This is a genomic window from Flavobacterium sp. TN-1, from assembly GCF_052828645.1.
Genome location: NZ_CM128253.1, coordinates 1,759,044 through 1,779,610 on the forward strand (window position 1 = coordinate 1,759,044; position 20,567 = coordinate 1,779,610).

The 20,567-nt window shown below is 29.6% G+C and carries 18 protein-coding genes; 16 read left to right on the forward strand and 2 right to left on the reverse strand.

Annotated elements, in window-relative coordinates; genetic code table 11:
* Positions 1 to 228 precede the first annotated feature (228 nt).
* The 3 genes from ACUXZJ_RS07635 to ctlX all read left to right on the forward strand — a co-directional run bounded on the left by ACUXZJ_RS07635 (position 229) and on the right by ctlX (position 3,607).
* Entirely contained in the window at positions 229 to 1,512 is a 1,284-nt protein-coding gene (locus ACUXZJ_RS07635) for a citrate synthase (RefSeq protein WP_060383127.1), read from the forward strand.
* 115 nt (positions 1,513 to 1,627) lie between these two features.
* A complete protein-coding gene (gene rocF / locus ACUXZJ_RS07640; protein ID WP_060383126.1) occupies positions 1,628 to 2,584 on the forward strand; it encodes an arginase in 957 nt (318 codons plus the stop codon).
* An 87-nt stretch (positions 2,585 to 2,671) separates the two neighbouring features.
* A complete protein-coding gene (gene ctlX / locus ACUXZJ_RS07645) occupies positions 2,672 to 3,607 on the forward strand; it encodes a citrulline utilization hydrolase CtlX (RefSeq protein WP_060383125.1) in 936 nt (311 codons plus the stop codon).
* Positions 3,608 to 3,868: 261 nt separating this feature from the next.
* Here ctlX and ACUXZJ_RS07650 read toward each other — a convergent pair whose 3' ends face one another.
* Entirely contained in the window at positions 3,869 to 4,504 is a 636-nt protein-coding gene (locus tag ACUXZJ_RS07650; RefSeq protein WP_060383124.1) for a MarC family NAAT transporter, read from the reverse strand.
* Positions 4,505 to 4,614: 110 nt separating this feature from the next.
* Between ACUXZJ_RS07650 and ACUXZJ_RS07655 the strand changes: the two genes are divergently transcribed.
* The gene (locus tag ACUXZJ_RS07655) at positions 4,615 to 4,971 is read left to right on the forward strand and encodes a CoA-binding protein (protein WP_060383123.1); all 357 of its coding nucleotides are present in this window, start codon (positions 4,615 to 4,617) and stop codon (positions 4,969 to 4,971) included.
* 155 nt (positions 4,972 to 5,126) lie between these two features.
* On the opposite strand, the gene ACUXZJ_RS07660 is transcribed toward ACUXZJ_RS07655, so the two are convergent.
* Positions 5,127 to 6,644: a sodium:solute symporter gene (locus tag ACUXZJ_RS07660; protein ID WP_127822139.1), complete on the reverse strand. Its 1,518-nt coding sequence runs from the start codon at positions 6,642 to 6,644 to the stop codon at positions 5,127 to 5,129.
* A 282-nt stretch (positions 6,645 to 6,926) separates the two neighbouring features.
* Here ACUXZJ_RS07660 and ACUXZJ_RS07665 point away from each other — a divergent pair, with 282 nt between their 5' ends.
* The 12 genes from ACUXZJ_RS07665 to ACUXZJ_RS07720 all read left to right on the forward strand — a co-directional run bounded on the left by ACUXZJ_RS07665 (position 6,927) and on the right by ACUXZJ_RS07720 (position 20,561).
* Positions 6,927 to 7,361: a hypothetical protein gene (locus ACUXZJ_RS07665; protein WP_060383121.1), complete on the forward strand. Its 435-nt coding sequence runs from the start codon at positions 6,927 to 6,929 to the stop codon at positions 7,359 to 7,361.
* Between the two features lie 82 nt (positions 7,362 to 7,443).
* Positions 7,444 to 8,064 (forward strand): recombination mediator RecR, encoded by a 621-nt coding sequence (gene recR / locus ACUXZJ_RS07670; protein WP_060383120.1) that lies wholly within the window; start codon positions 7,444 to 7,446, stop codon positions 8,062 to 8,064.
* A 142-nt stretch (positions 8,065 to 8,206) separates the two neighbouring features.
* Positions 8,207 to 8,992, forward strand: coding sequence for a polysaccharide biosynthesis/export family protein (locus ACUXZJ_RS07675; RefSeq protein WP_060383119.1), 786 nt, complete (start codon positions 8,207 to 8,209; stop codon positions 8,990 to 8,992).
* Entirely contained in the window at positions 8,992 to 11,463 is a 2,472-nt protein-coding gene (locus ACUXZJ_RS07680) for a polysaccharide biosynthesis tyrosine autokinase (protein WP_063743750.1), read from the forward strand. The genes ACUXZJ_RS07675 and ACUXZJ_RS07680 overlap by 1 nt, the downstream gene beginning before the upstream one ends.
* 1 nt (position 11,464) lies before the next feature.
* On the forward strand, positions 11,465 to 12,430 hold the full coding sequence (locus ACUXZJ_RS07685; RefSeq protein WP_446194636.1) for an SDR family oxidoreductase: 966 nt from the start codon (positions 11,465 to 11,467) through the stop codon (positions 12,428 to 12,430).
* 12 nt (positions 12,431 to 12,442) lie between these two features.
* Entirely contained in the window at positions 12,443 to 13,714 is a 1,272-nt protein-coding gene (locus ACUXZJ_RS07690) for a nucleotide sugar dehydrogenase (RefSeq protein ID WP_088418927.1), read from the forward strand.
* A gap of 25 nt (positions 13,715 to 13,739) precedes the next feature.
* Complete coding sequence (locus ACUXZJ_RS07695) at positions 13,740 to 15,107, forward strand: UDP-glucose 6-dehydrogenase (protein WP_060383115.1); 1,368 nt, start codon at positions 13,740 to 13,742, stop codon at positions 15,105 to 15,107.
* Positions 15,108 to 15,117: 10 nt separating this feature from the next.
* Positions 15,118 to 16,167, forward strand: a complete 1,050-nt coding sequence (gene rfbB / locus ACUXZJ_RS07700; RefSeq protein ID WP_163444500.1) for a dTDP-glucose 4,6-dehydratase — start codon at positions 15,118 to 15,120, stop codon at positions 16,165 to 16,167.
* Between the two features lie 68 nt (positions 16,168 to 16,235).
* Positions 16,236 to 17,108: a glucose-1-phosphate thymidylyltransferase RfbA gene (rfbA, locus tag ACUXZJ_RS07705; protein ID WP_060383113.1), complete on the forward strand. Its 873-nt coding sequence runs from the start codon at positions 16,236 to 16,238 to the stop codon at positions 17,106 to 17,108.
* A complete protein-coding gene (locus ACUXZJ_RS07710; protein WP_060383112.1) occupies positions 17,105 to 18,292 on the forward strand; it encodes a hypothetical protein in 1,188 nt (395 codons plus the stop codon). Before rfbA ends, ACUXZJ_RS07710 begins: the two co-directional genes overlap by 4 nt.
* Positions 18,292 to 19,506, forward strand: a complete 1,215-nt coding sequence (locus tag ACUXZJ_RS07715; protein ID WP_235588364.1) for an O-antigen polymerase — start codon at positions 18,292 to 18,294, stop codon at positions 19,504 to 19,506. The genes ACUXZJ_RS07710 and ACUXZJ_RS07715 overlap by 1 nt, the downstream gene beginning before the upstream one ends.
* Before the next feature lie 5 nt (positions 19,507 to 19,511).
* Positions 19,512 to 20,561: a glycosyltransferase gene (locus tag ACUXZJ_RS07720; RefSeq protein WP_060383110.1), complete on the forward strand. Its 1,050-nt coding sequence runs from the start codon at positions 19,512 to 19,514 to the stop codon at positions 20,559 to 20,561.
* Positions 20,562 to 20,567: the final 6 nt, after the last annotated feature.

Consider the following 20,567-nt stretch of genomic DNA (forward strand, 5'->3'; position numbering starts at 1 on the left):
TCAGTTTTTAAATTTTGTTTTATTTATCTGATTTTCCTTACGTCCTTTAGAGGAATGACCTTCTAGAAAAAAAATCTATATATGGTGTTTTTTTCTTTTCTAAAATTGTAAACTTATTGTAAAACATTTATTAAATTTGGAGAAAAGCATTGGGTAAGTTTTGAATTTAATATCAAATCCCTATTTTTGTTAAACCAATTTAAAAAGATAAATACCATAAACTTAATTATGTCAAAAACTGCGATATTAGAATTTGATGGCAATAAATACGAGTTCCCTGTAATGGTGGGTTCTGAGAATGAAACGGCTATCGATATTGAAAAATTACGCACCCTAACAGGAGCGATCACGATAGATCCAGGGTATAAAAACTCAGGTTCTTGTACAAGTGAAATTACTTTCTTAGATGGTGAAGAAGGAATCTTAAGATATAGAGGATATGCTATTGAAGATTTAGCTGAAAACGCTACGTTCTTAGAAGTGTCTTATTTGATTATTTTCGGAGAACTACCAACAAAAACTCAATTAGAAAAATTTGAAAATGATATTCGTAAATATACTTTGGTAAACGAAGAAATGAAGAATATTATTGATGGATTTCCTAAAACAGCTCACCCAATGGGAGTATTATCATCATTAACTTCTGCTTTAACTGCTTTTAATCCTAAAGTAGTAAATGTAGAAAATGAAACCGAGATGTACGAGGCAATCTGTAAAACTATGGGGAAATTCTTAGTAATTGCTACTTGGACATATCGTAAAATGATGGGATTTCCATTAAACTACTATGATAACACGAAAGGATATGTGGAAAATTTCATGCGTTTAATGTTTGAATTGCCTACAGCCCCCTATACCACTAATAAAACAGTTATAGATGCTTTAGATAAATTATTTACACTACATGCTGATCATGAACAAAACTGTTCGACTTCTACAGTTAGAATTGTAGGATCTTCACATGCAGGTTTATTTGCTTCTATTTCTGCTGGGGTTTCTGCACTATGGGGACCTTTACATGGGGGAGCAAATCAAGCAGTGCTTGAAATGTTAGAACAAATTCAAAAAGATGGAGGAGATGCGCAAAAAGCATTAGAAAGAGCTAAGGATAAAGAAGATCCTTTCCGTTTAATGGGCTTTGGACATAGAGTATATAAAAACTTTGATCCTCGTGCAAAAATTATTAAAAAAGCAGCAGACGAAGTGTTAGCAGAATTAGGAGTAAACGATCCAATTCTAAATATTGCTAAACAATTGGAAGAGGCAGCTTTAGTAGATCCTTATTTCGTAGATAGAAAATTATATCCAAACGTGGATTTCTATTCTGGTATAATTTATAGAGCATTAGGGATTCCAACCGATATGTTTACTGTGTTATTTGCCATTGGTCGTCTTCCAGGATGGATTGCACAATGGAAAGAAATGCGTTTAAATAAAGAACCTATCGGACGCCCACGCCAAGTTTATACAGGTTATCCATTACGACCATTTGTATCCATGGATAAAAGATAATTTAAAAATAAATAAAACATAAAAAAGCTTCTTCTCTCAAGGGGCTTTTTTTATATTTGCTATCGAAACAGATGAAATAGATGTTATCAATCATCATCATCCAATCTAAAACTTTATGGGTAAGTCAATTACTTTTCTAATAAACAAATCAGAAATTACAGCAGGTACACGTGGAGCTTCTTTAGGCCCAGAAGCCATTATAACCACAGCAAGGAAAAAAGAAAATTATATTTTTGGTGAGAATGATCTTCAAGAAATTAAAGATGTAAACACTTACCTAGATAAGTCAACAAAATTTCCTTTTGCAAAACGTATAGATGGATTACTTTCTATTTATGAGGAGCTAAATATAAAGGTTTCTTCTCTATTACAAAAAAAACAATTTCCTATTATTTTAGCCGCAGACCATGGTTCTGCTGGTGGAACTATAGCAGGTATTAAATCTGCTTATCCAGATAAAAGAATTGGGGTAATTTGGATTGATGCTCATGCAGATATTCATACGCCTTATACCACACCTTCGGGAAATATGCACGGAATGCCTTTAGCCTCTGTAATGGATATCGATAACTTAGAATGTCAAATAAATAAAGTAGATGAAAAAACAATTGATTATTGGAACCGTCTAAAAAATGTTGGAGGTATAACAAAAAAAATTAACCCAGAAGATCTAGTTTATATAGCTGTACGTGATACAGAGTCTCAAGAAGAAGCTGTTATTGAAAAGTTAGGTCTTAAATGGTATACAGTACAAGATGTCAGAAATTTAGGAATATGGACCTTAGTAAACAATATTAATACACAATTGCATCAATGTGATATCATTTATATTTCGTTTGATGTTGATTCTATGGATCCCCTCTTGACTTCACACGGTACAGGAACTCCAGTGCCTAACGGAATAACACCACAAGAAGCAAAAGATTTATTGGTACATTTAACCTCTAATCCTAAAACGGCTTGTGTAGAAGTAGTGGAAGTAAATCCTTGTTTAGATGAAAAAATAAATACAATGGCGGAAATAGCTCTAGATATAGTAGATTCTATTGTAAATGTAGTAAAAAACAGATGATTAATTTTATAAATAAAAAGTTCTCTCAATCACTAAAATATAATAAGTATCAGTAGTGTTTGAGAGAATTTTTTTTACTAAATAAATATGCAACAAATAACAAATTCTATATTAATGGTGCGACCTGCTTCATTTAGAATGAATGAACAAACGGCAGTAAACAATTATTATCAAAAACAAAAAGACACAATATTACCAGCAACTATTACGACTAAAGCACAACAAGAATTTGATGCTTTAGTTTATAAACTTCGTGAAGCAGGAGTTCATGTAATAGTAGTAGAAGATACGATAGATAGTGATACACCTGATGCGGTTTTTCCTAATAATTGGATTTCATTTCATGAAAATGGAGATATAGTACTATATCCTATGTTTGCCGAAAATCGTCGTTTAGAACGGAGAGAAGATATTCTAGATATATTAGAAGAAAAAGGTTTTGTTATTCAGGAAATAATGGATTACACACTTGCAGAAGAAGATGGCGTTTTTTTAGAAGGAACAGGTAGTATGGTTTTAGATCGCGTACATCAAAAAGCATATTGTGCTTTATCTCCTCGTGCCGATGAAGAATTATTTATTGAATTTTGTGAAGATTTTGAGTTTACTCCTGTTTTATTTAATGCCTTTCAAACAGTTGATGAAGAAAGAGAATTGATTTATCATACAAATGTAATGATGGCTATAGGTGAAACTTTTGCAGTTCTTTGTTCAGAATGTATAGATGATAAAACGGAAAAGAAAAATTTAGTAGAAAATCTAAAAAATGATGGAAAAGAAATTATTTATATTTCCGAAAGTCAAGTAAATGCCTTTGCTGGTAATATGTTACAAGTAAAAGGGAATGATGATAAAACATATTTAGTTATGAGTGAATCAGCTTATAATTCACTGAATAAAGGACAAATTGAACAAATTGAAAAACATACGGCTATTCTATATTCAAATTTAGAGATTATAGAAACCTATGGAGGGGGTAGTGCTCGTTGTATGATGGCAGAGATCTTTTTGCCTAAACAATAAAATATAAAAAATCCCAAGCAAAAAAGTTTGGGATTTTTTTATATGCCTTTTTTGAATCAAAAATTAGGTTAAATATTATAACAAAGAAAATATAAAAGGATTAATTAGATTGTTATTATTTATTGATATTCTGTCTAATTTAGACTAATAAAATTTGATTACGTACTTTGAATGCAAAGAAAAGTAAATAAAAAAAAGACGAATTTAATCAACTCAACTTATTCAAATCTGTGGGATTTGCTTTTAAATTTGATGTATTCATTACTTAATTAGATGACTGTTTTCTATGATTTTTAGAATAGCATTTACAATATACTGAACACCTATTGCAATTACAAAAAAACCAACAATTCTTGAGATAGCCACAATGCCTGCTTCTCCAAGAAAACGAACTAGATAATGAGCACTGTTTAAAACTAAGAAAATAGAAACAGCTACTGCTAAAATAGCGCTTATAGCTAAACTTATAGCTATCCAGTTATTATGTTCTTGATAAAAAGCTATTAATAAAGATATAGAACCAGGTCCCGCTAACAAAGGCATGGCTAATGGAGTAAGAGCGATAGCGTGTTTTTGTTGTGCCTCATCTTCTACCTTTTTGTTTATTCCTTTGCGCTTTTTAACCTTTCCTGACAATAAACCAAAACCAGAATTGGCTATAATCATACCTCCTGCAATTCGTAAGGCTTCTAAACTAATACCAAAAAAGTGCAAGACATATTCGCCTAAAAAATATGACACAATCATAATTATGAATACGTTGATTGCGGTCCATTTAGATGTTTTGGTAAGTTCTTGACGCGTATATCCATTCGTGAGTCCAACAAAAACAGGAATAGCACCAATAGGATTAAGTACCGAAAATAAGGCAGCAAAAATGTAAAAAAATAGATCCATAGTTTTTTTGTAAAATTAAAATTCTAAACGGCTTTATTAGTAAAGAAAATGTTAAGTTCTAGTTTGCTAAGTTTAAAAATAGTAAATTTATTGTTTTAAAAATAGTAAAAATGAAAACTTTAGTTTTAGGAGCTTCTAGTAACCCAGAGCGATACTCGTTTATAGCGATGAGTAGATTGTTGCAATATGAACATGAAGTAATTGCTTTAGGAGTAAAAAACGAACGTGTTTTTGGGATAGAAATTCAGAAAGGATTTCCTCTTTTAGAAGATATACATACAGTTACTTTGTATCTAAATCCGCAACGTCAAAAAGACTATTATGATTATGTAATAGGATTAAAACCTAAGCGAGTTATTTTTAATCCAGGTACTGAAAATTCTGAGTTTTATGATTTGTTAAAAAAAAATAATATCATAATAGAAGTAGCTTGTACACTGGTACTTTTAGGTACTAAACAATATTAAAAAAGATACTTAGAAAGAATTTTTGATATTCAGAACTTTACAAATAAAAGAGAAATCACATCGCGTATTTTGTGTGATTTCTCTTAGTGATAAAAAGTGTCAATTACTCTCTAGAACTTTTCTAAGCACCTCTTTGATGTGTGAAATATATTTTTCTAGAAACGTGTACTATTTGTTGCTGGTTTACTAATAAATAATAAGCCAATGAAAGTAATTAATCCGTTAAAGATTATTAACTCTTCCGCGATGGTATAGCCGTCAAACCATTCAGCAGAGTGAGTTGATAAAAAATAACAAATGATAGGAGAAATTAGACAAATAAAAGGAACTAGTTTATCTCGAACAGTTTTGGTTTTCATGAATAAACCAAAACCATATAAGCCTAATAAAGGGCCGTAAGTGTATGAAGCAATTTTAAAAATCATTTTTACAACGGAAGCATCGTTTACAGTATTAAAAAAAACAATTACTAAAAATATTAATCCAGAAAAAAACAAATGAACGATATGACGTGTTTTTTTAAGTTTTACATCATTATTTAAATTTTTGTCGCCATTTTCGGATTGTTTTTTCTCCATTCCTAAAAAATCAATACAGAATGATGTGGTTAAAGCAGTAAGAGCAGAATCAGTAGTGGCAAAGGTGGCAGCTGTAAGACCTAATAAAAAAACAATAGCCGGAACTAATCCTAATGATTTTAAGGCTATTTCAGGGAACAAGAAGTCTGTCCGAACTACGTTGTTAACCATAGGAATGGCAATGCTGTTTTTTTCTGCATACATATACAGTAATGCTCCTACACCTAAGAAAAAAATATTAATGATCACAAAAATTCCTGTAAATGTAAACATGTTTTTTTGGGCTTCTTTTATGTTAGGACAGCTCAGGTTTTTTTGCATCAAGTCTTGATCAAGACCTACCATGGCAATAGTTACAAAAACCCCTCCTAAAAGCTGTTTCCAAAAATAATTGCCTTTAGAATAATCTTGAAAGAAAAATATTTGAGAATAAGAGCTATTTTTAACTTTTTCAAAAGCTTGTAATGTAGATAAATCTAAACTTTGACAAATAAAAAAGATAGTAAGAAAAACAGAAGATACCAAGAAAAACGTTTGTAAGGTATCCGTAATGATAATAGTTTTAAGACCTCCTTTGTAAGTGTATGCAAAAATTAAAAATAAAGATAGGAATACAGTAACTGTAAAAGGAATTGCATAATAATCAAAAACATATCGTTGCAAAACTATAACCACAAGATAAAGACGAAAGGCAGACCCAATTGTTCGACTAATCAAAAAGATAGAAGCAGCTGTCAAATAACTAATTTTACCTAAACGTTGTTCTATATAACCATAAATAGAAGTCAAGTTCATTCTGTAGTATAGAGGTAATAATACTGTAGCCACAAGGATAAAACCTAAAGCATTGCCTATTACGAATTGAAAATATTTAAATTGTAATTCAGGATTGCCTACTTCTCCAGGTACAGAGATGAATGTAACACCTGATAATGCGGTTCCTATCATCCCAAATGCAACTAAATACCATTTAGAATTTTTATTAGCTTTGAAAAAGGCATCATTACCACTATTGTTTTTGCTCATGAAGTGGGAAATGAAAAATAAAATCCCAAAATAGATAATGATTAAAGAAAGAATTGCAAATGGTGACATAAGTTAAATGGATAATTTTAGTTTTGTATTGCAAGATAGAAAAAACTTGAATTATCTTAAAAAAACAGCTTCTTTTTTTGAGGAATTTGAATACATAAGTGAAAGATTTGTTGTTTTGAAGAATCCCTTATAAACTAGAAGTTCTAGTCAATACATAAGCATAAAAAGAAGAATTTGAATATAATTTTTTATAGATGAAAATTCAATGTGTAGAACTTTTTTATTTCGTTTTTTTTGTGAAAATTTCTGTGTATATTTGTAGTACAAATAATGATTTTTAACATGAAAAAATTTTATAAAATACTAATCATAGCGTTATTCCTGTGTAGTGGAATTGCGTATTCAAACGGTGAGATACATTATACATATTTAATGAAGTTTTTCTTTAATGGAGCTACTTATACTACTGTTCAAGGAAGTTCAATTACTTTTATGAAGAAAGGAACTGATAAGTACGAAGTATCGGGGTTGTCAGGATGTCAATTTAAAGTAAAAGATCTAGTTTTAGAGTTAGTTGAAGAAGTAGGAAATAAAAAAAAGTATAGCTTTTCAAAATGTAAAATAGATTTTTTAGGAGGAACGATAAATAATGAATTTGCTGAATTAAGTTACTTGTTTAAAAAAGGAGGCGAAATTTATATGGATGAAGTAGGTGATTTAGAAATTATTTATGAAGGTGTAGAAGGAGAAAGAAAGATAAAATTTAAAAAGAAATGATTTTAATTTCATCTAATTGATTTTTTAAATCCAAATATGAAAGTGTTTGGATTTTTCTTTTTTTTAAGCGTAATTTTGCCTTATGGATTTTTCTTCAAAAATATTAGAAAATGCAGTGCAAGAGATTGCGCAATTGCCAGGAATTGGAAAACGAACAGCATTGCGTTTAGTCTTGCATTTGTTAAAACAACCTATAGAACAAACAACCTTTTTGACAGGCGCATTATTAAAAATGCGAAATGAAATAAAATTTTGCAAATCATGTCATAATATTTCAGATCTAGACTTTTGTGAAATATGTTCAAACGATAATAGAAATCAAACATTAGTTTGTGTAGTAGAGGATGTAAGGGATGTAATGGCTATTGAAAATACGGGGCAATACAGAGGAATATATCATGTATTAGGCGGTAAAATTTCGCCCATAGAAGGAATAGGGCCAAGTCAGTTAAAAATTAATTCTTTAGTAGAAAAAATAAAATCAGGTAATGTTAAAGAAGTTATATTTGCTTTGAGTTCTACTATGGAGGGAGATACCACTAATTTTTATATTTATAGACAAATAAAAGATTATCCTTTAGTGATCTCTTCATTAGCAAGAGGGATTTCTGTAGGAGATGAATTAGAATATGCAGATGAAATTACTTTAGGACGTAGTATTTTAAATCGAATTCCTTTTGAAAACTCGCTAAGAACTTCTTGAAAATTTAATTTTTAAAGTTTTTCTATTTACAAAATGAAAAACTATATTTGTTTTTTTGAAGTGAATATTTTTTAAAATTTAATCAAAAATAAAAACCTGTTTCTATTGTAAGTGAAATATAAACTGATGTTATAATATTAAAATGAATAAACTATCCTTATATTTATTAACTTTTATTTTATTTACAATTTCTTCTTGTATATCAAACAAAGACGTGATTTACTTACAAGGAAATAGAAAATCTGTTACCTTAGAGCAAGTTGCACTTAAGCCTTATAGACTTCAGATTTCAGATGTACTTTCCATAAAAATTAAAGCTATTGATCCTAAATTAGTAGAAATGTTTAATGTCTCTAGTGTATCGCAAGGAGGGACTTCAGCAGATGAATTGTATTTTGATGGATATCTAGTAAACGATCATGGATATATCAGAATTCCTGTTTTAGGTGATTTACAAGTAGTTGGTTTAACGCTAGAAGAATTGAGAATTAAGATAGAAAAACAACTGCTCTCAGAATATTTTCATAAAGAAGCAGATATCTTTGTTATGGTGAAATTAGGAGGTCTTCGTTATACGATAAATGGGGAGATAAAATCACCAGGAACTAAAGTGTTAATGCAAGAAAAAGTGACAATTTTAGAAGCAATAGCAAATAATGGAGATATTCTTCTTACAGGAGATAGAAAAGAGGTTATGTTGATTCGTCAACAATCTCAAGGTACAGAAATACATACACTTGATCTTACAAATGTTGATCTGCTGAAGTCACCCTATTATTACATTCAGCCAAATGATTATATTTATATAAAGCCTATTAAACAAAAAAATTGGGGATTAGGAACAAATGCTTTACAATCGTTTACTACCATTGTCAGTGCATTATCATTATTGTTTACAACCTTTTTATTAGTAAAAAACGTTAAGTAATGTTAGATATTAAAGATTTTAATTTTTTGGAATCTCAAACTAATTTTGATGTTAAATCTTTTTTAAATAGAGTTTTAGGTTATTGGTATTGGTTTGTGATAACATTATTAATTACCTTTTTTGTAGCTTATCAGATAAATATTAGAAAAGAAAAAATATACAGTATGACTACTACTGTAGCTTATAAAGAAGAAAGTAATCCTTTTTTTACTTCTAATACAAGTTTGATTTTTAACTGGGGAGGAACCTCAGATCAAGTACAAACATTAATGAGTACTCTAAAATCAAGATCTCATAATGAAAAAGTGGTTAAAGAATTACGTTTTTACATTCAATATTTACAAGAAGGAAAATATAACTTAGAAGATGTATACGGAACAACTCCCTTTGTTGTAGATGCTAATATAAATTATCCTCAATTATTAGGAAAACATTTAATAATAGAGTTTGTAACTAAACAAGAATTTATTCTCTCAACTCAATTTGATGAAACCAGTGCAACTCTATATAATTACTCAATTGACGAGTTTACCACAATACCAGTAAATAAAGGAATGTTTTCAAAAAAATTTAAAATAGGAGAACCTGTTGTTTTACCTTTTTTAAATCTTAAATTAAAACTAGTTAAGAATCCAGGTTTTTATGAAAAAAATAAATACATAATCACTTTTGCTGATTTTAATAGCACAGTAGCCACTTATCAAGGAATAGAAGTAGAAAATGATTCAAAAACATCCGCTATTGTTAGATTAAGTTTGCAAGGAACCAATAAGCCAAGGTTAGTAGACTATCTTAATGGAACAGTTAAGTATTTAATCAAAAGTCAATTATTGTCAAAAAATCAATTCGCTCAAAATACAATAGACTTTATAGATAGTACTTTAGTGTCTATGGAAAGAGATTTAAAAAATACTGAAAACGAATTAAGAACTTTTTCAAAAGGAAAAAATATTTTTGAGTTAGAAGAAGGAGGTACCAAATACTCAGATAAATTAACAGAATATGATGTAGAAAAAGAACTATTAAATAGAAAATATAGTTATTACAATTCATTAAAGAGTTACTTAATCAGAAATTCTGATTTTTCTAAATTACCAGCACCCTCCGTTGCGGGTATTGATGACCCTAATATATTAACTAATGTTGCTAAATTAACACAATTATCAGCGGAACGAGCAGAATTATCGTATATTTTAAAAAACGATAAAAAATTTAAAGATTTTGATGCACAAATGGAGGCTTTGAAAAGAGTTCTGTTGGAAAATATAGAATCAGCCAAGCGTTCAGTAAACTCTGATTTAGTTGCTATAAATAGAAAAATAGAAACAGCAGAAAACCTGATTAATAAACTACCAGAACAACAACAAGAATTAGTAAAGATAAATCGTAAATATGATTTAAATAAAAATATATACAATTCTTTTTTAGAAAAACGCAGTGAAGCGAACATAGTAAAAGCGGCAAATCTTTCAGATATTCAGTTTATAGATCCAGCTAAAGATGTAGGAGGAGGATTAATAGGACCTAAAACAAGCACAAATTATGTTTTAGCTTTTCTAATAGGTGTTTTATTTCCTTTGAGTATAATTTTTGTATTGACAATTTTAGATAATTCAATTAACAAAGTAGAAGATATTGAAAGATTAACTCAAATTCCAGTTTTAGGAGTTATTGGACTTAAATACAAGCAATCTAATTTAGCTGTTTTTGAAAAACCAAAATCACCATTAGCTGAAAGTTTTAGAGGAATCCGTTCGTCTTTGCAATTTTTATACAAAAAACAGGTTCAAACAGGAGCTAAAGTTTTGATGATTACTTCTTCGGTAGGAGGTGAAGGTAAAACATTTTGTTCCCTTAATATAGCCTCCGTATTCGCACTAAGTGAAAAGAAAACAGTAGTAGTGGGACTTGATTTAAGAAAACCTAAGTTATTCCAAGATTTTAACCTTACAAATAATGAAGGTGTTGTAAATTATTTAATTGGACAAAAAAGTTTAAATGAAGTAATAAAACATACACATATACCTTATTTAGATCTGATAAGTTCAGGACCTGTACCCCCAAATCCATCAGAATTAATCCTTAGCGAAGGTATGGAGAGTTTAATTAATGAGTTAAAACAATACTACGATTATATAATATTAGATACACCTCCGATTGGATTAGTAGCAGACGCATTAGAATTAACTCCTTTTTGTGATGCTTCTATTTATGTTGTAAGACAAGGAGTAACTAAAAAAGAAATGTTACGTATTGTAAACGAAAAACATAAGACAGGTGTCTTAAAAAGTATAAGTATAGTATTTAATGGGTATCACAATAAATCAAAATATGGTTATGGTTATGGAGATGGCTATGGCTATGGTTATAGCTACGGAGCCTATGGGAATGGATATTTAGAGATAGATAAAAAAGAAACGTTTGTAAAAACGATCATAAATAAAATTGTAAATATTTATAAAAAATCTTAACATGAAGATTGTAATTACTGGTTGTGCAGGTTTTATTGGTTCTAATTTAACGGAATATTTTTTAAGTAAAGGCTACGAGATAGTTGGGTTAGATAATTTTGCAACAGGACATTTGAAGAATATAGAAGACCTGATGTTAAATGAAAATTTTAAATTCTTTGAAGGAGATATTAGAGATCTCGAAATGTGTAAGAAAGTATGTGATGGAGCTGATTATGTGTTGCATCAGGCGGCATTAGGATCTGTCCCTCGTTCTATAAAAGATCCTTTAACATCTAATGATGTAAACGTAAATGGTTTTTTAAATATGTTATGGGCTGCTAAAGAAGCGGGAGTTAAAAGATTTATATACGCAGCAAGTTCATCTACTTACGGAGATTCGGAAAGTTTACCAAAAATCGAAGAAGTTATAGGGAAACCATTATCACCGTATGCCATTACAAAATATGTAAATGAACTTTATGCCGATATTTTTGGGAAAATCTACGGAATAGAAACGATAGGATTACGTTATTTTAATGTATTTGGGAGAAAACAAGACCCAAATGGAGCTTATGCCGCTGTGATACCTAAATTTGTAATGCAATTTATGAAGTATGAAAGTCCTGTGGTAAATGGAAATGGTAATTATTCTAGAGATTTCACTTATATAGACAACGTGATTCAAATGAATGAATTAGCTATGTTAACTCAGGATTCTAGGGCCATAAATACAGTTTTCAATACAGCATTTGGAGAAAGAACAACATTGAATGACATGATTCATATTTTAAAGGAAGAATTGACAAAAAAAGATCCTAAAATTACAGATGTAAAGATTGTTTATGGACCTACTAGAGCAGGTGATATACCACACTCTTTAGCATCTATAGATAGGGCAAAAGATATTTTAGGATATTATCCGTTGTATTCTTTAAGAGAAGGACTGGCAGAAGCAGTGAATTGGTATTATAATAATTTAAAATAAATAGCATAAAAAATGAAGATTGGAGTAATAGGATTAGGTTATGTGGGATTACCATTAGCTAGATTGTTAGCTACTAAATATAATGTAGTGGGTTTTGATATAAATGAAATGCGTGTAAACGATTTAAATAAGGGAAAAGATTCTACTTTAGAAGTAAGCTCTGAACTTTTAAAATCGGTGCTAAAAACTGAGAATAATGATAGCTTGGGGCTTTTTTGTGCATCAGAAATAGAAGAGATAGCTAATTGTAATTACTATATCGTGACGGTGCCAACACCAGTAGATAAACATAATAAACCAGATTTGACACCTTTGTACAAAGCCAGTGAAACGGTTGGGAAAGTGCTCAAAAAAGAAGATATTGTAATATATGAATCTACAGTATATCCTGGAGTAACAGAAGAAGAGTGCGTGCCTGTTTTAGAAAAACTAAGTGGATTGAAATTTAATGAAGATTTCTTTGCAGGTTATTCCCCAGAGCGAATCAATCCTGGAGATAAAGAACATACAGTAGAAAAAATATTGAAAGTAACATCAGGTTCAACACCTGAAGTAGGACAAAAGATAAATGCACTTTATAGTTCAGTTATTACAGCAGGGACACATTTAGCTCCTACCATCAAAGTTGCTGAAGCAGCTAAAGTAATTGAGAACTCACAACGTGATATTAATATAGCTTTTGTAAATGAATTGGCTAAGATTTTTAATCTACTAGATATAAATACACAAGATGTGTTAGCTGCTGCGGGTACCAAATGGAATTTTTTGCCCTTCAAACCAGGTTTGGTTGGAGGACATTGTATAGGTGTGGACCCTTATTATCTAGCGCAAAAAGCACAAGAAAAAGGATATCATCCAGAAATAATTTTAGCAGGACGTCGTTTAAACGATAGCATGGGAGAATATGTAGCATCACAAGTGGTTAAAGTGATGATAAAAAAAGGAATTTCAGTTAATGGATCTAAAGTATTAATGCTTGGAATTACATTTAAAGAAAATTGTCCTGATGTTCGTAATACAAAGATTATAGATGTAATTACAGCCTTAAAAGACTATGGGGTCGAAGTAGTTGTTTATGATCCTTGGATTAGTATTGAAGAAGTTAAATACGAGTATAATTTAGAAGCATTAACAGAATTGCCTTCCGATAAATTTGATGGAATCGTTTTAGGAGTAGCTCATCAACAATTTTTAAGTCTTGATTTTGCTACTTTGCAAAAAGAAAAATCAATTATTTATGATGTAAAAGGAATATTACATTGTAAAGTAGACGGAAAATTGTAACTTTGCCGCTTCATAAAAGAAAATGATGAAAGTTAAGAATATTTGCTGTATAGGTGCAGGATATGTTGGTGGACCTACTATGGCTGTAATTGCACAAAAATGTCCTAATATAAGAGTAACAGTTGTTGATTTAAATGAAGAAAGAATTGCAGCATGGAATAATTCTGAACTTTCAAAACTTCCCGTATATGAGCCAGGATTAGATAAAGTAGTAATGGAAGCTAGAGGTAGAAATTTATTTTTTTCTACTGAAGTAGATAAAGCTATTGACGAGGCTGATATGATTTTTATATCTGTAAATACCCCAACCAAAACCTATGGTGCAGGTAAAGGTATGGCAGCTGATTTAAAATATATAGAACTTTGTGCACGTCAAATTGCACGTGTAGCAAAGACAGATAAAATTATAGTTGAAAAGTCAACACTTCCAGTAAGAACAGCGGAAGCTTTGAAGAGTATACTAGATCATACAGGAAATGGAGTAACGTTTCATATACTATCTAACCCTGAATTCTTGGCAGAAGGAACCGCAGTTCAAGATCTCCACACTCCTGATCGCGTGTTAATAGGAGGTGAAAACCAAGAGGCAATTCAAGCTTTAGTAGAGATATATGCACATTGGGTACCCATAGAAAAAATTTTAACCACAAATGTATGGTCTTCGGAACTCTCTAAACTAACAGCTAATGCTTTTTTAGCCCAACGTGTATCTTCTATTAATGCTATTTCAGAAGTTTGTGAAAAAACAGGGGCTGATGTTAATGAAGTAGCTAGAGCCATTGGAATGGATACTCGTATTGGAGCTAAGTTTCTAAAAGCATCTGTGGGTTTTGGAGGATCGTGTTTTCAAAAAGATATTCTAAATTTGGTTTATATCGCAAAAACATACGGTTTAAATGAAGTAGCCGATTATTGGGAGCAAGTGATTATACTGAATGATCATCAAAAACATCGTTTTGCAAAAAATATAGTAAAAACACTTTATAATACCGTTTCAGGAAAAAAAATAGCCATGCTAGGTTGGGCTTTCAAAAAAGACACCAATGATACGCGTGAATCTGCTGCCATTGATGTAGCTAAGGACTTAGTAATGGAACAAGCAAATGTGGTGGTTTATGATCCTAAGGTTTCAGAAAAGCAGATTTTTATCGATATGATGGGGCAAAGAACAGAAGAATTAGAGGTTGTAACAAATCCCTATTCTGCATGTGAAAATGCACATGCTATTGCTATTCTTACAGAATGGGATGAATTTAAAGAATACGATTGGAAGAAAATATATAACAGTATGTTAAAACCAGCCTTTGTTTTTGATGGTAGAAACATATTAGATCGAAAAAAAATGCAAGAAATTGGGTTTGTTTATAATGCTGTAGGTTCTTCAAACGAATAATTTAAAAAAGATGAAAAAAAATATTTTAATTACTGGAGGAGCGGGATTTATTGGATCTCATGTTGTAAGACAATTCACAAATAAATATCCCAACTATCATATTTATAATCTAGATGCTTTGACTTATGCAGGTAATCTAGAAAATATTAAAGACATTGAAGATAAAGAAAACTACACTTTTTTAAAAGGCGATATAGTAGATGCTGATTTTATTAATGAAATTTTTAAAAAGTATCAATTCGAAGGCGTTTTACATTTAGCAGCTGAATCACATGTAGATCGTTCTATTAAAGATCCCTTAGCTTTTGTTAAGACCAATATCATTGGTACAGTTAATTTATTAAATGCAGCCAAAATGATTTGGGAAGGCAATTACGATGGAAAACGTTTTTATCATATTTCTACAGATGAGGTGTATGGAACCCTAGGGCAAACGGGATTATTCACAGAAAGTACAGCTTATGATCCTAATTCACCGTATTCGGCATCGAAAGCAAGCTCCGATCATTTTGTTCGTGCGTATGGTGAAACCTATGGTTTGCCTTACGTGTTAACAAATTGTTCTAATAACTATGGGCCATATCATTTTCCAGAAAAATTAATTCCTCTTTTCATCAACAATATTATAAATAAAAAACCATTGCCTGTTTATGGCGATGGAAATTATACGCGTGATTGGTTGTTTGTGAAAGATCATGCAGTAGCTATTGATTTAGTATTCCACGAAGGTAAAAATCATGAAACTTATAACATCGGTGGGTTTAACGAATGGAAAAATATCGATTTAGTTAAGCTATTGTGTGCAAGAATGGATGAAAAGTTAGGTAGAAATGAAGGTGAGTCAGCTCAATTGATTACCTATGTAAAAGATCGTCCAGGTCACGATTTGCGTTATGCTATTGATGCAACTAAAATTAATAAAGAGTTAGGATGGAAACCTTCTGTAACTTTTGAAGAAGGTTTAGAAGAAACCATTAATTGGTATTTAGAAAATACGGAATGGTTGAATAACGTAACCTCAGGAGAATACGCTAACTATTACGAAAAACAATATCAATAAACAAATACGTTTTTAGACTTATCAGAATTGAAAAATTCTAATTTCTAAATTCTAATTTCTAAATTTCTATGAAAGGAATTATATTAGCAGGAGGTTCAGGAACCCGATTGCATCCACTAACGCAGGTGGTTTCAAAGCAATTGTTACCGATATATGATAAACCCATGATTTACTATCCACTATCAGTATTGATGTTGGCAGGTATTAAAGAGGTATTAATCATTTCTACACCTCACGATTTACCTAATTTCCAACGCTTATTTGGTGATGGAAGTCCGTTAGGAATGCAATTGTCTTATGTGGAACAGCCTTCTCCTGATGGATTAGCGCAAGCTTTTATATTGGGTGAAGAGTTCATTGGCGATGATGATGTGTGTTTGATTTTAGGGGATAATATTTTCTACGGAGCAGGATTACAAAATTTATTGAATAATGCGGTTAATACCGTAATAGAAAAGAATGAAGCAACTGTTTTTGGCTATTATGTAGATGACCCAGAGCGTTATGGTGTTGCCGAATTTGATGCAAATGGAAAAGTACTTTCTATTGAAGAAAAACCAGAAAATCCAAAATCAAGTTTCGCAGTAGTAGGTTTGTATTTTTATCCAAATTCAGTAGTTGAGATTGCTAAAAATGTTAAGCCATCTCATCGCGGTGAATTGGAAATCACAACCGTTAATCAAACGTATTTAGAACAAGGCGCATTGAACTTGCAGTTAATGGGACGTGGTTTCGCTTGGTTAGATACGGGTACTCATGAATCATTGACCGAAGCGACTGAATTTGTTAAAGCAGTTGAAAAACGTACGGGATTAAAGATTGCGTGTATTGAAGAAGTGGCCTATCGTAAAGGGTTTATTTCTAAAGAAGAGTTTAATAAATGTGCAGATGGCTTAGGTAAAAGTTCGTATGCGGAGTATTTGAGAAAACTAACCCTGTGATTTATAAAGAAAAATTAAATTTTGTAAAAGATTTTTTAAGTCATTCATTGAAGTTATTGAGTTCTGGTTTACTAACGTCTATAGGATTTATAGTTTTGGCTTCTGGTGGATTGAGCTTTATAAAATCGGATATGGCTTTACAACTTATACTTTTTGCCCAATATCAAATGATTGGTTTGACCGTTTGTAAGTTTGGTGTTGATAATCAGTTGTATGCTAGTTTTTTAGTTGATGCTTCAAAGAAATATGATCCCTTATGTTATATGAAAAATAATGGGGTATATTTAGCTTTGTTTTTTTCATTGATAATTTATTTTTTAGAAAAAGATTTATTAAATTCCTTTTTAGTTTTTTTATTGCTAGTATTAGATGTGATTTCAATACTTATAATTGTTCAATTGGGAGCTAGAAGATTATTCGGACAAGTTTTTTTATCTAATTTTTTATCATATCCATTATTTTTTATTGTATTTCTTATATTTGAATTTTTTATGAATCTTAATAAAAGTGAATTTATATTGATTTTCTTATTATGTTCCTTTATTAGATTTTTGATTACTCTCAAATTTTATAATCAAATTGTTGCTATTGAATTAAATCCTAAACTTGAATTTAAGTTGGGGATTCAGCAATTACTGAATTATATATTATTTAAATATGATCAAATAATATTTTCATTAGGAACTGTTTCTATGATATGGTTCGGGTATAATAGTGATGAACTACAAAAATATCTTTTTTTGACAAGATTTCCAGAATTAATATCAGGTGTACTAGTTTCTTTAGTTTTTTTATATGGTTCAGAAATGGTTGTTACTAAAAAGGAAGATTTTTTGAATCATATAAATAAAAATAGATTAGGTATAATTTTTTATTTTTTTTTGCTGGCTTTATTTTTTTTTGTGTATTTATTTTTTTGGAAAGGTAATTCAATAATAACTTATTATGATGTATTACCTTATTTTTTAATTTCGGTAATGATTATTTTTGTTAATATGATTACTCTGGGAATGTTGAAAGTTAAAAAAGTTAACAATCTGAATTTTAATCTGTTTTTGAGTATTTTTTTGAGTATTATATTTCAAATTTTATTAATGTTCTTAGAAATAAAATCTATTGTTTTATGGAGTGTTCCTTTACAGATGTTATTTTTTATTGTTTTAATTTTATTTAAAAAAAAATGATGAGAAGAGATTTGAAATTTTTAATATATGTGCCCTCTTTCTATGGATTTATAACATTTACTTTTTTTTATGTTTCTTATATATTGGGTATAATAGAATATAATGAGTGTAATAATTATTCTCACTTTATATTTATTATAAGTGCTTTGTTTTTTTTTGTATCAAGTTTTCTTTACTTAAAATTGTACAAAAATAGAATTGTTAATGATTTTAATTTTTATTCTTCTTTACAATACTTAGATATAAATAAAATTAAGAGATTTGTTTTTGTTTTTTATAGCTTAGGAAATATTGGATTCATTATGTATTTGGTCAAATTAATTTCTTATTTTGGAGGAGTTAGTTTTTTTCTTGGAATGATTTTTTCAGATGATTCTAAACAAATTAGAATTGAAGGGGATAATTTTTCGGATTCAATAGGAATTCAGCTTAGTTATTTTTCATGGTTAGCGGTTTCTGTTTCTTTATGTGTTATAAAAGAAATGAAAAGTAAGAAAATATATTATCTTTTTATTTTGATTACATTTTTTGAAAATTTACTCTTTATTGATAGGACGAGACCTATATGGATTATTTTTACCTCATTGATTGCTATACTTCCATTTGTTTATCATAAGATTAATAATTTTAAAATTATATTTTACTCTTTATTTTTTATGATAATGGTGTATGGTCTCTTTTCAGCAATAGCAATTTTGGCAGGTAAAGATACTGATGAAAAAATGTATAAAGGATGGGATATTTCTCCATCAGCTCAGAGTTTTGTATACTATGGGACTTCATCTTTTGCTTATTTTAATCACATCATAGAGAACGAAAATATAGATGAGCTAAATATAGATAGAACAATGTATCCTTTATTGAAAATTACAAATTCATTAGGATTAACAGAAGAGCCAAGTTCTTTAATTAACGAGTTTTATTTTATTCCCTCACCTACTAATGTAGGAACTTTTTTAGAACCTTTTTATAGAGATGGAGGTTTTCTATATGTAATGTTTGCCATTTTTTTACACTCCTTTTTATTGAATAGCTTAGGACTCTTTTTTTTGAGAGGGGCAAATCCTTTTGGTTTATATGCTTATTCAAATGTTTGTTATGTTAATTTAATGGCTTTTTTTACCCCTAAAATAAATAATTTTCCAATCTGGCTATTTTTAATGATTGGTGTATATTTTATGATAAGTACAAAGAAAAAATATAAGTTTAAATAATATTCATGGAGTTTATTTTTTTTACAAAATATGATGAGTCGGGACCTAGTAGTCGGTATAGGATATATCAATATATAAAACATTATGAGGCTGAAGGAATAATTTGTAAAGTCTATCCTTTATTTGATAAGAAATATTTCACTGTAAGGGGAGGAGGAAAAGTTGTTTATGTTCTGAGAAGATATTTTCTTAGATTAGTTCAATTATTCAAGATTATACAAATTAAAAATGTATATATTGAATATGAATTATTTCCATATTTCTTTCCTTTTTTTGAGGTTTTATTACATCTTTTTGGAATTAAATATATTGTTGATTTTGATGATGCGATTTTTCATAATTATGATTCACATTCTAATATAATAATAAGATTCTTATTTGGAGATAAAATAAAGAAAGTTATTAAAAACGCTAAAAAGGTAATTACAGGTAGTCCATATTTGACATATTATGCAAAGAAAAATAATATATATGTAGAAGAAATTCCAACTTCTGTTAGTTGTATTAAATATCCTAAACCAAATTTAAAAATTAAAAAGAATAATTTTATTGTGGGCTGGATTGGATCAAAATCTACTAGTGTTAATTTAATAGACCTAGTTCAGGTTTTTAAAAATATTGATGATATTGATTATTGTTTATATTTAGTTGGGTTTGATGTTGATTTGGAATATAAGTTGAAAGGAATTAATTATAAAATTATACCTTGGTCTGCTGATACAGAAGTATACTGGATAAATAAATTTGATGTTGGTATAATGCCTCTTGTTGATAATTCTTTCAATAAAGGAAAATGTGGGTTTAAATTAATTCAGTATATGGCTTGTGCTAAGCCAACAATTTCTACGCCTCTAGAAGCTAATGTTAAAATTAATAGAAATAGAAAAAATCTTCATGCTAATTCTAGCTTTGATTGGGAGATTGAAATTAGAAAAGTTTTTGAAAACAGAGAAGTTTTTAATCGAGTAGGAATGGATAATTATAATTGTTTTCTTGATTTTTATTGTGTTGAAAACAATAAAAATGAATATATATCTATTTTGAAAAAACTATAAAGATAT

What these genes read in the sequence shown, in the direction of transcription:
- ACUXZJ_RS07635 (WP_060383127.1), top strand. Translation starts at nt 229, where the DNA reads ATGTCAAAAACTGCGATATTAGAATTTGATGGCAATAAATACGAGTTC.
- rocF (WP_060383126.1), top strand. Translation starts at nt 1,628, where the DNA reads ATGGGTAAGTCAATTACTTTTCTAATAAACAAATCAGAAATTACAGCA.
- ctlX (WP_060383125.1), top strand. Translation starts at nt 2,672, where the DNA reads ATGCAACAAATAACAAATTCTATATTAATGGTGCGACCTGCTTCATTT.
- ACUXZJ_RS07650 (WP_060383124.1), bottom strand. Translation starts at nt 4,504, where the DNA reads ATGGATCTATTTTTTTACATTTTTGCTGCCTTATTTTCGGTACTTAAT.
- ACUXZJ_RS07655 (WP_060383123.1), top strand. Translation starts at nt 4,615, where the DNA reads ATGAAAACTTTAGTTTTAGGAGCTTCTAGTAACCCAGAGCGATACTCG.
- ACUXZJ_RS07660 (WP_127822139.1), bottom strand. Translation starts at nt 6,644, where the DNA reads ATGTCACCATTTGCAATTCTTTCTTTAATCATTATCTATTTTGGGATT.
- ACUXZJ_RS07665 (WP_060383121.1), top strand. Translation starts at nt 6,927, where the DNA reads ATGAAAAAATTTTATAAAATACTAATCATAGCGTTATTCCTGTGTAGT.
- recR (WP_060383120.1), top strand. Translation starts at nt 7,444, where the DNA reads ATGGATTTTTCTTCAAAAATATTAGAAAATGCAGTGCAAGAGATTGCG.
- ACUXZJ_RS07675 (WP_060383119.1), top strand. Translation starts at nt 8,207, where the DNA reads ATGAATAAACTATCCTTATATTTATTAACTTTTATTTTATTTACAATT.
- ACUXZJ_RS07680 (WP_063743750.1), top strand. Translation starts at nt 8,992, where the DNA reads ATGTTAGATATTAAAGATTTTAATTTTTTGGAATCTCAAACTAATTTT.
- ACUXZJ_RS07685 (WP_446194636.1), top strand. Translation starts at nt 11,465, where the DNA reads ATGAAGATTGTAATTACTGGTTGTGCAGGTTTTATTGGTTCTAATTTA.
- ACUXZJ_RS07690 (WP_088418927.1), top strand. Translation starts at nt 12,443, where the DNA reads ATGAAGATTGGAGTAATAGGATTAGGTTATGTGGGATTACCATTAGCT.
- ACUXZJ_RS07695 (WP_060383115.1), top strand. Translation starts at nt 13,740, where the DNA reads ATGAAAGTTAAGAATATTTGCTGTATAGGTGCAGGATATGTTGGTGGA.
- rfbB (WP_163444500.1), top strand. Translation starts at nt 15,118, where the DNA reads ATGAAAAAAAATATTTTAATTACTGGAGGAGCGGGATTTATTGGATCT.
- rfbA (WP_060383113.1), top strand. Translation starts at nt 16,236, where the DNA reads ATGAAAGGAATTATATTAGCAGGAGGTTCAGGAACCCGATTGCATCCA.
- ACUXZJ_RS07715 (WP_235588364.1), top strand. Translation starts at nt 18,292, where the DNA reads ATGAGAAGAGATTTGAAATTTTTAATATATGTGCCCTCTTTCTATGGA.
- ACUXZJ_RS07720 (WP_060383110.1), top strand. Translation starts at nt 19,512, where the DNA reads ATGGAGTTTATTTTTTTTACAAAATATGATGAGTCGGGACCTAGTAGT.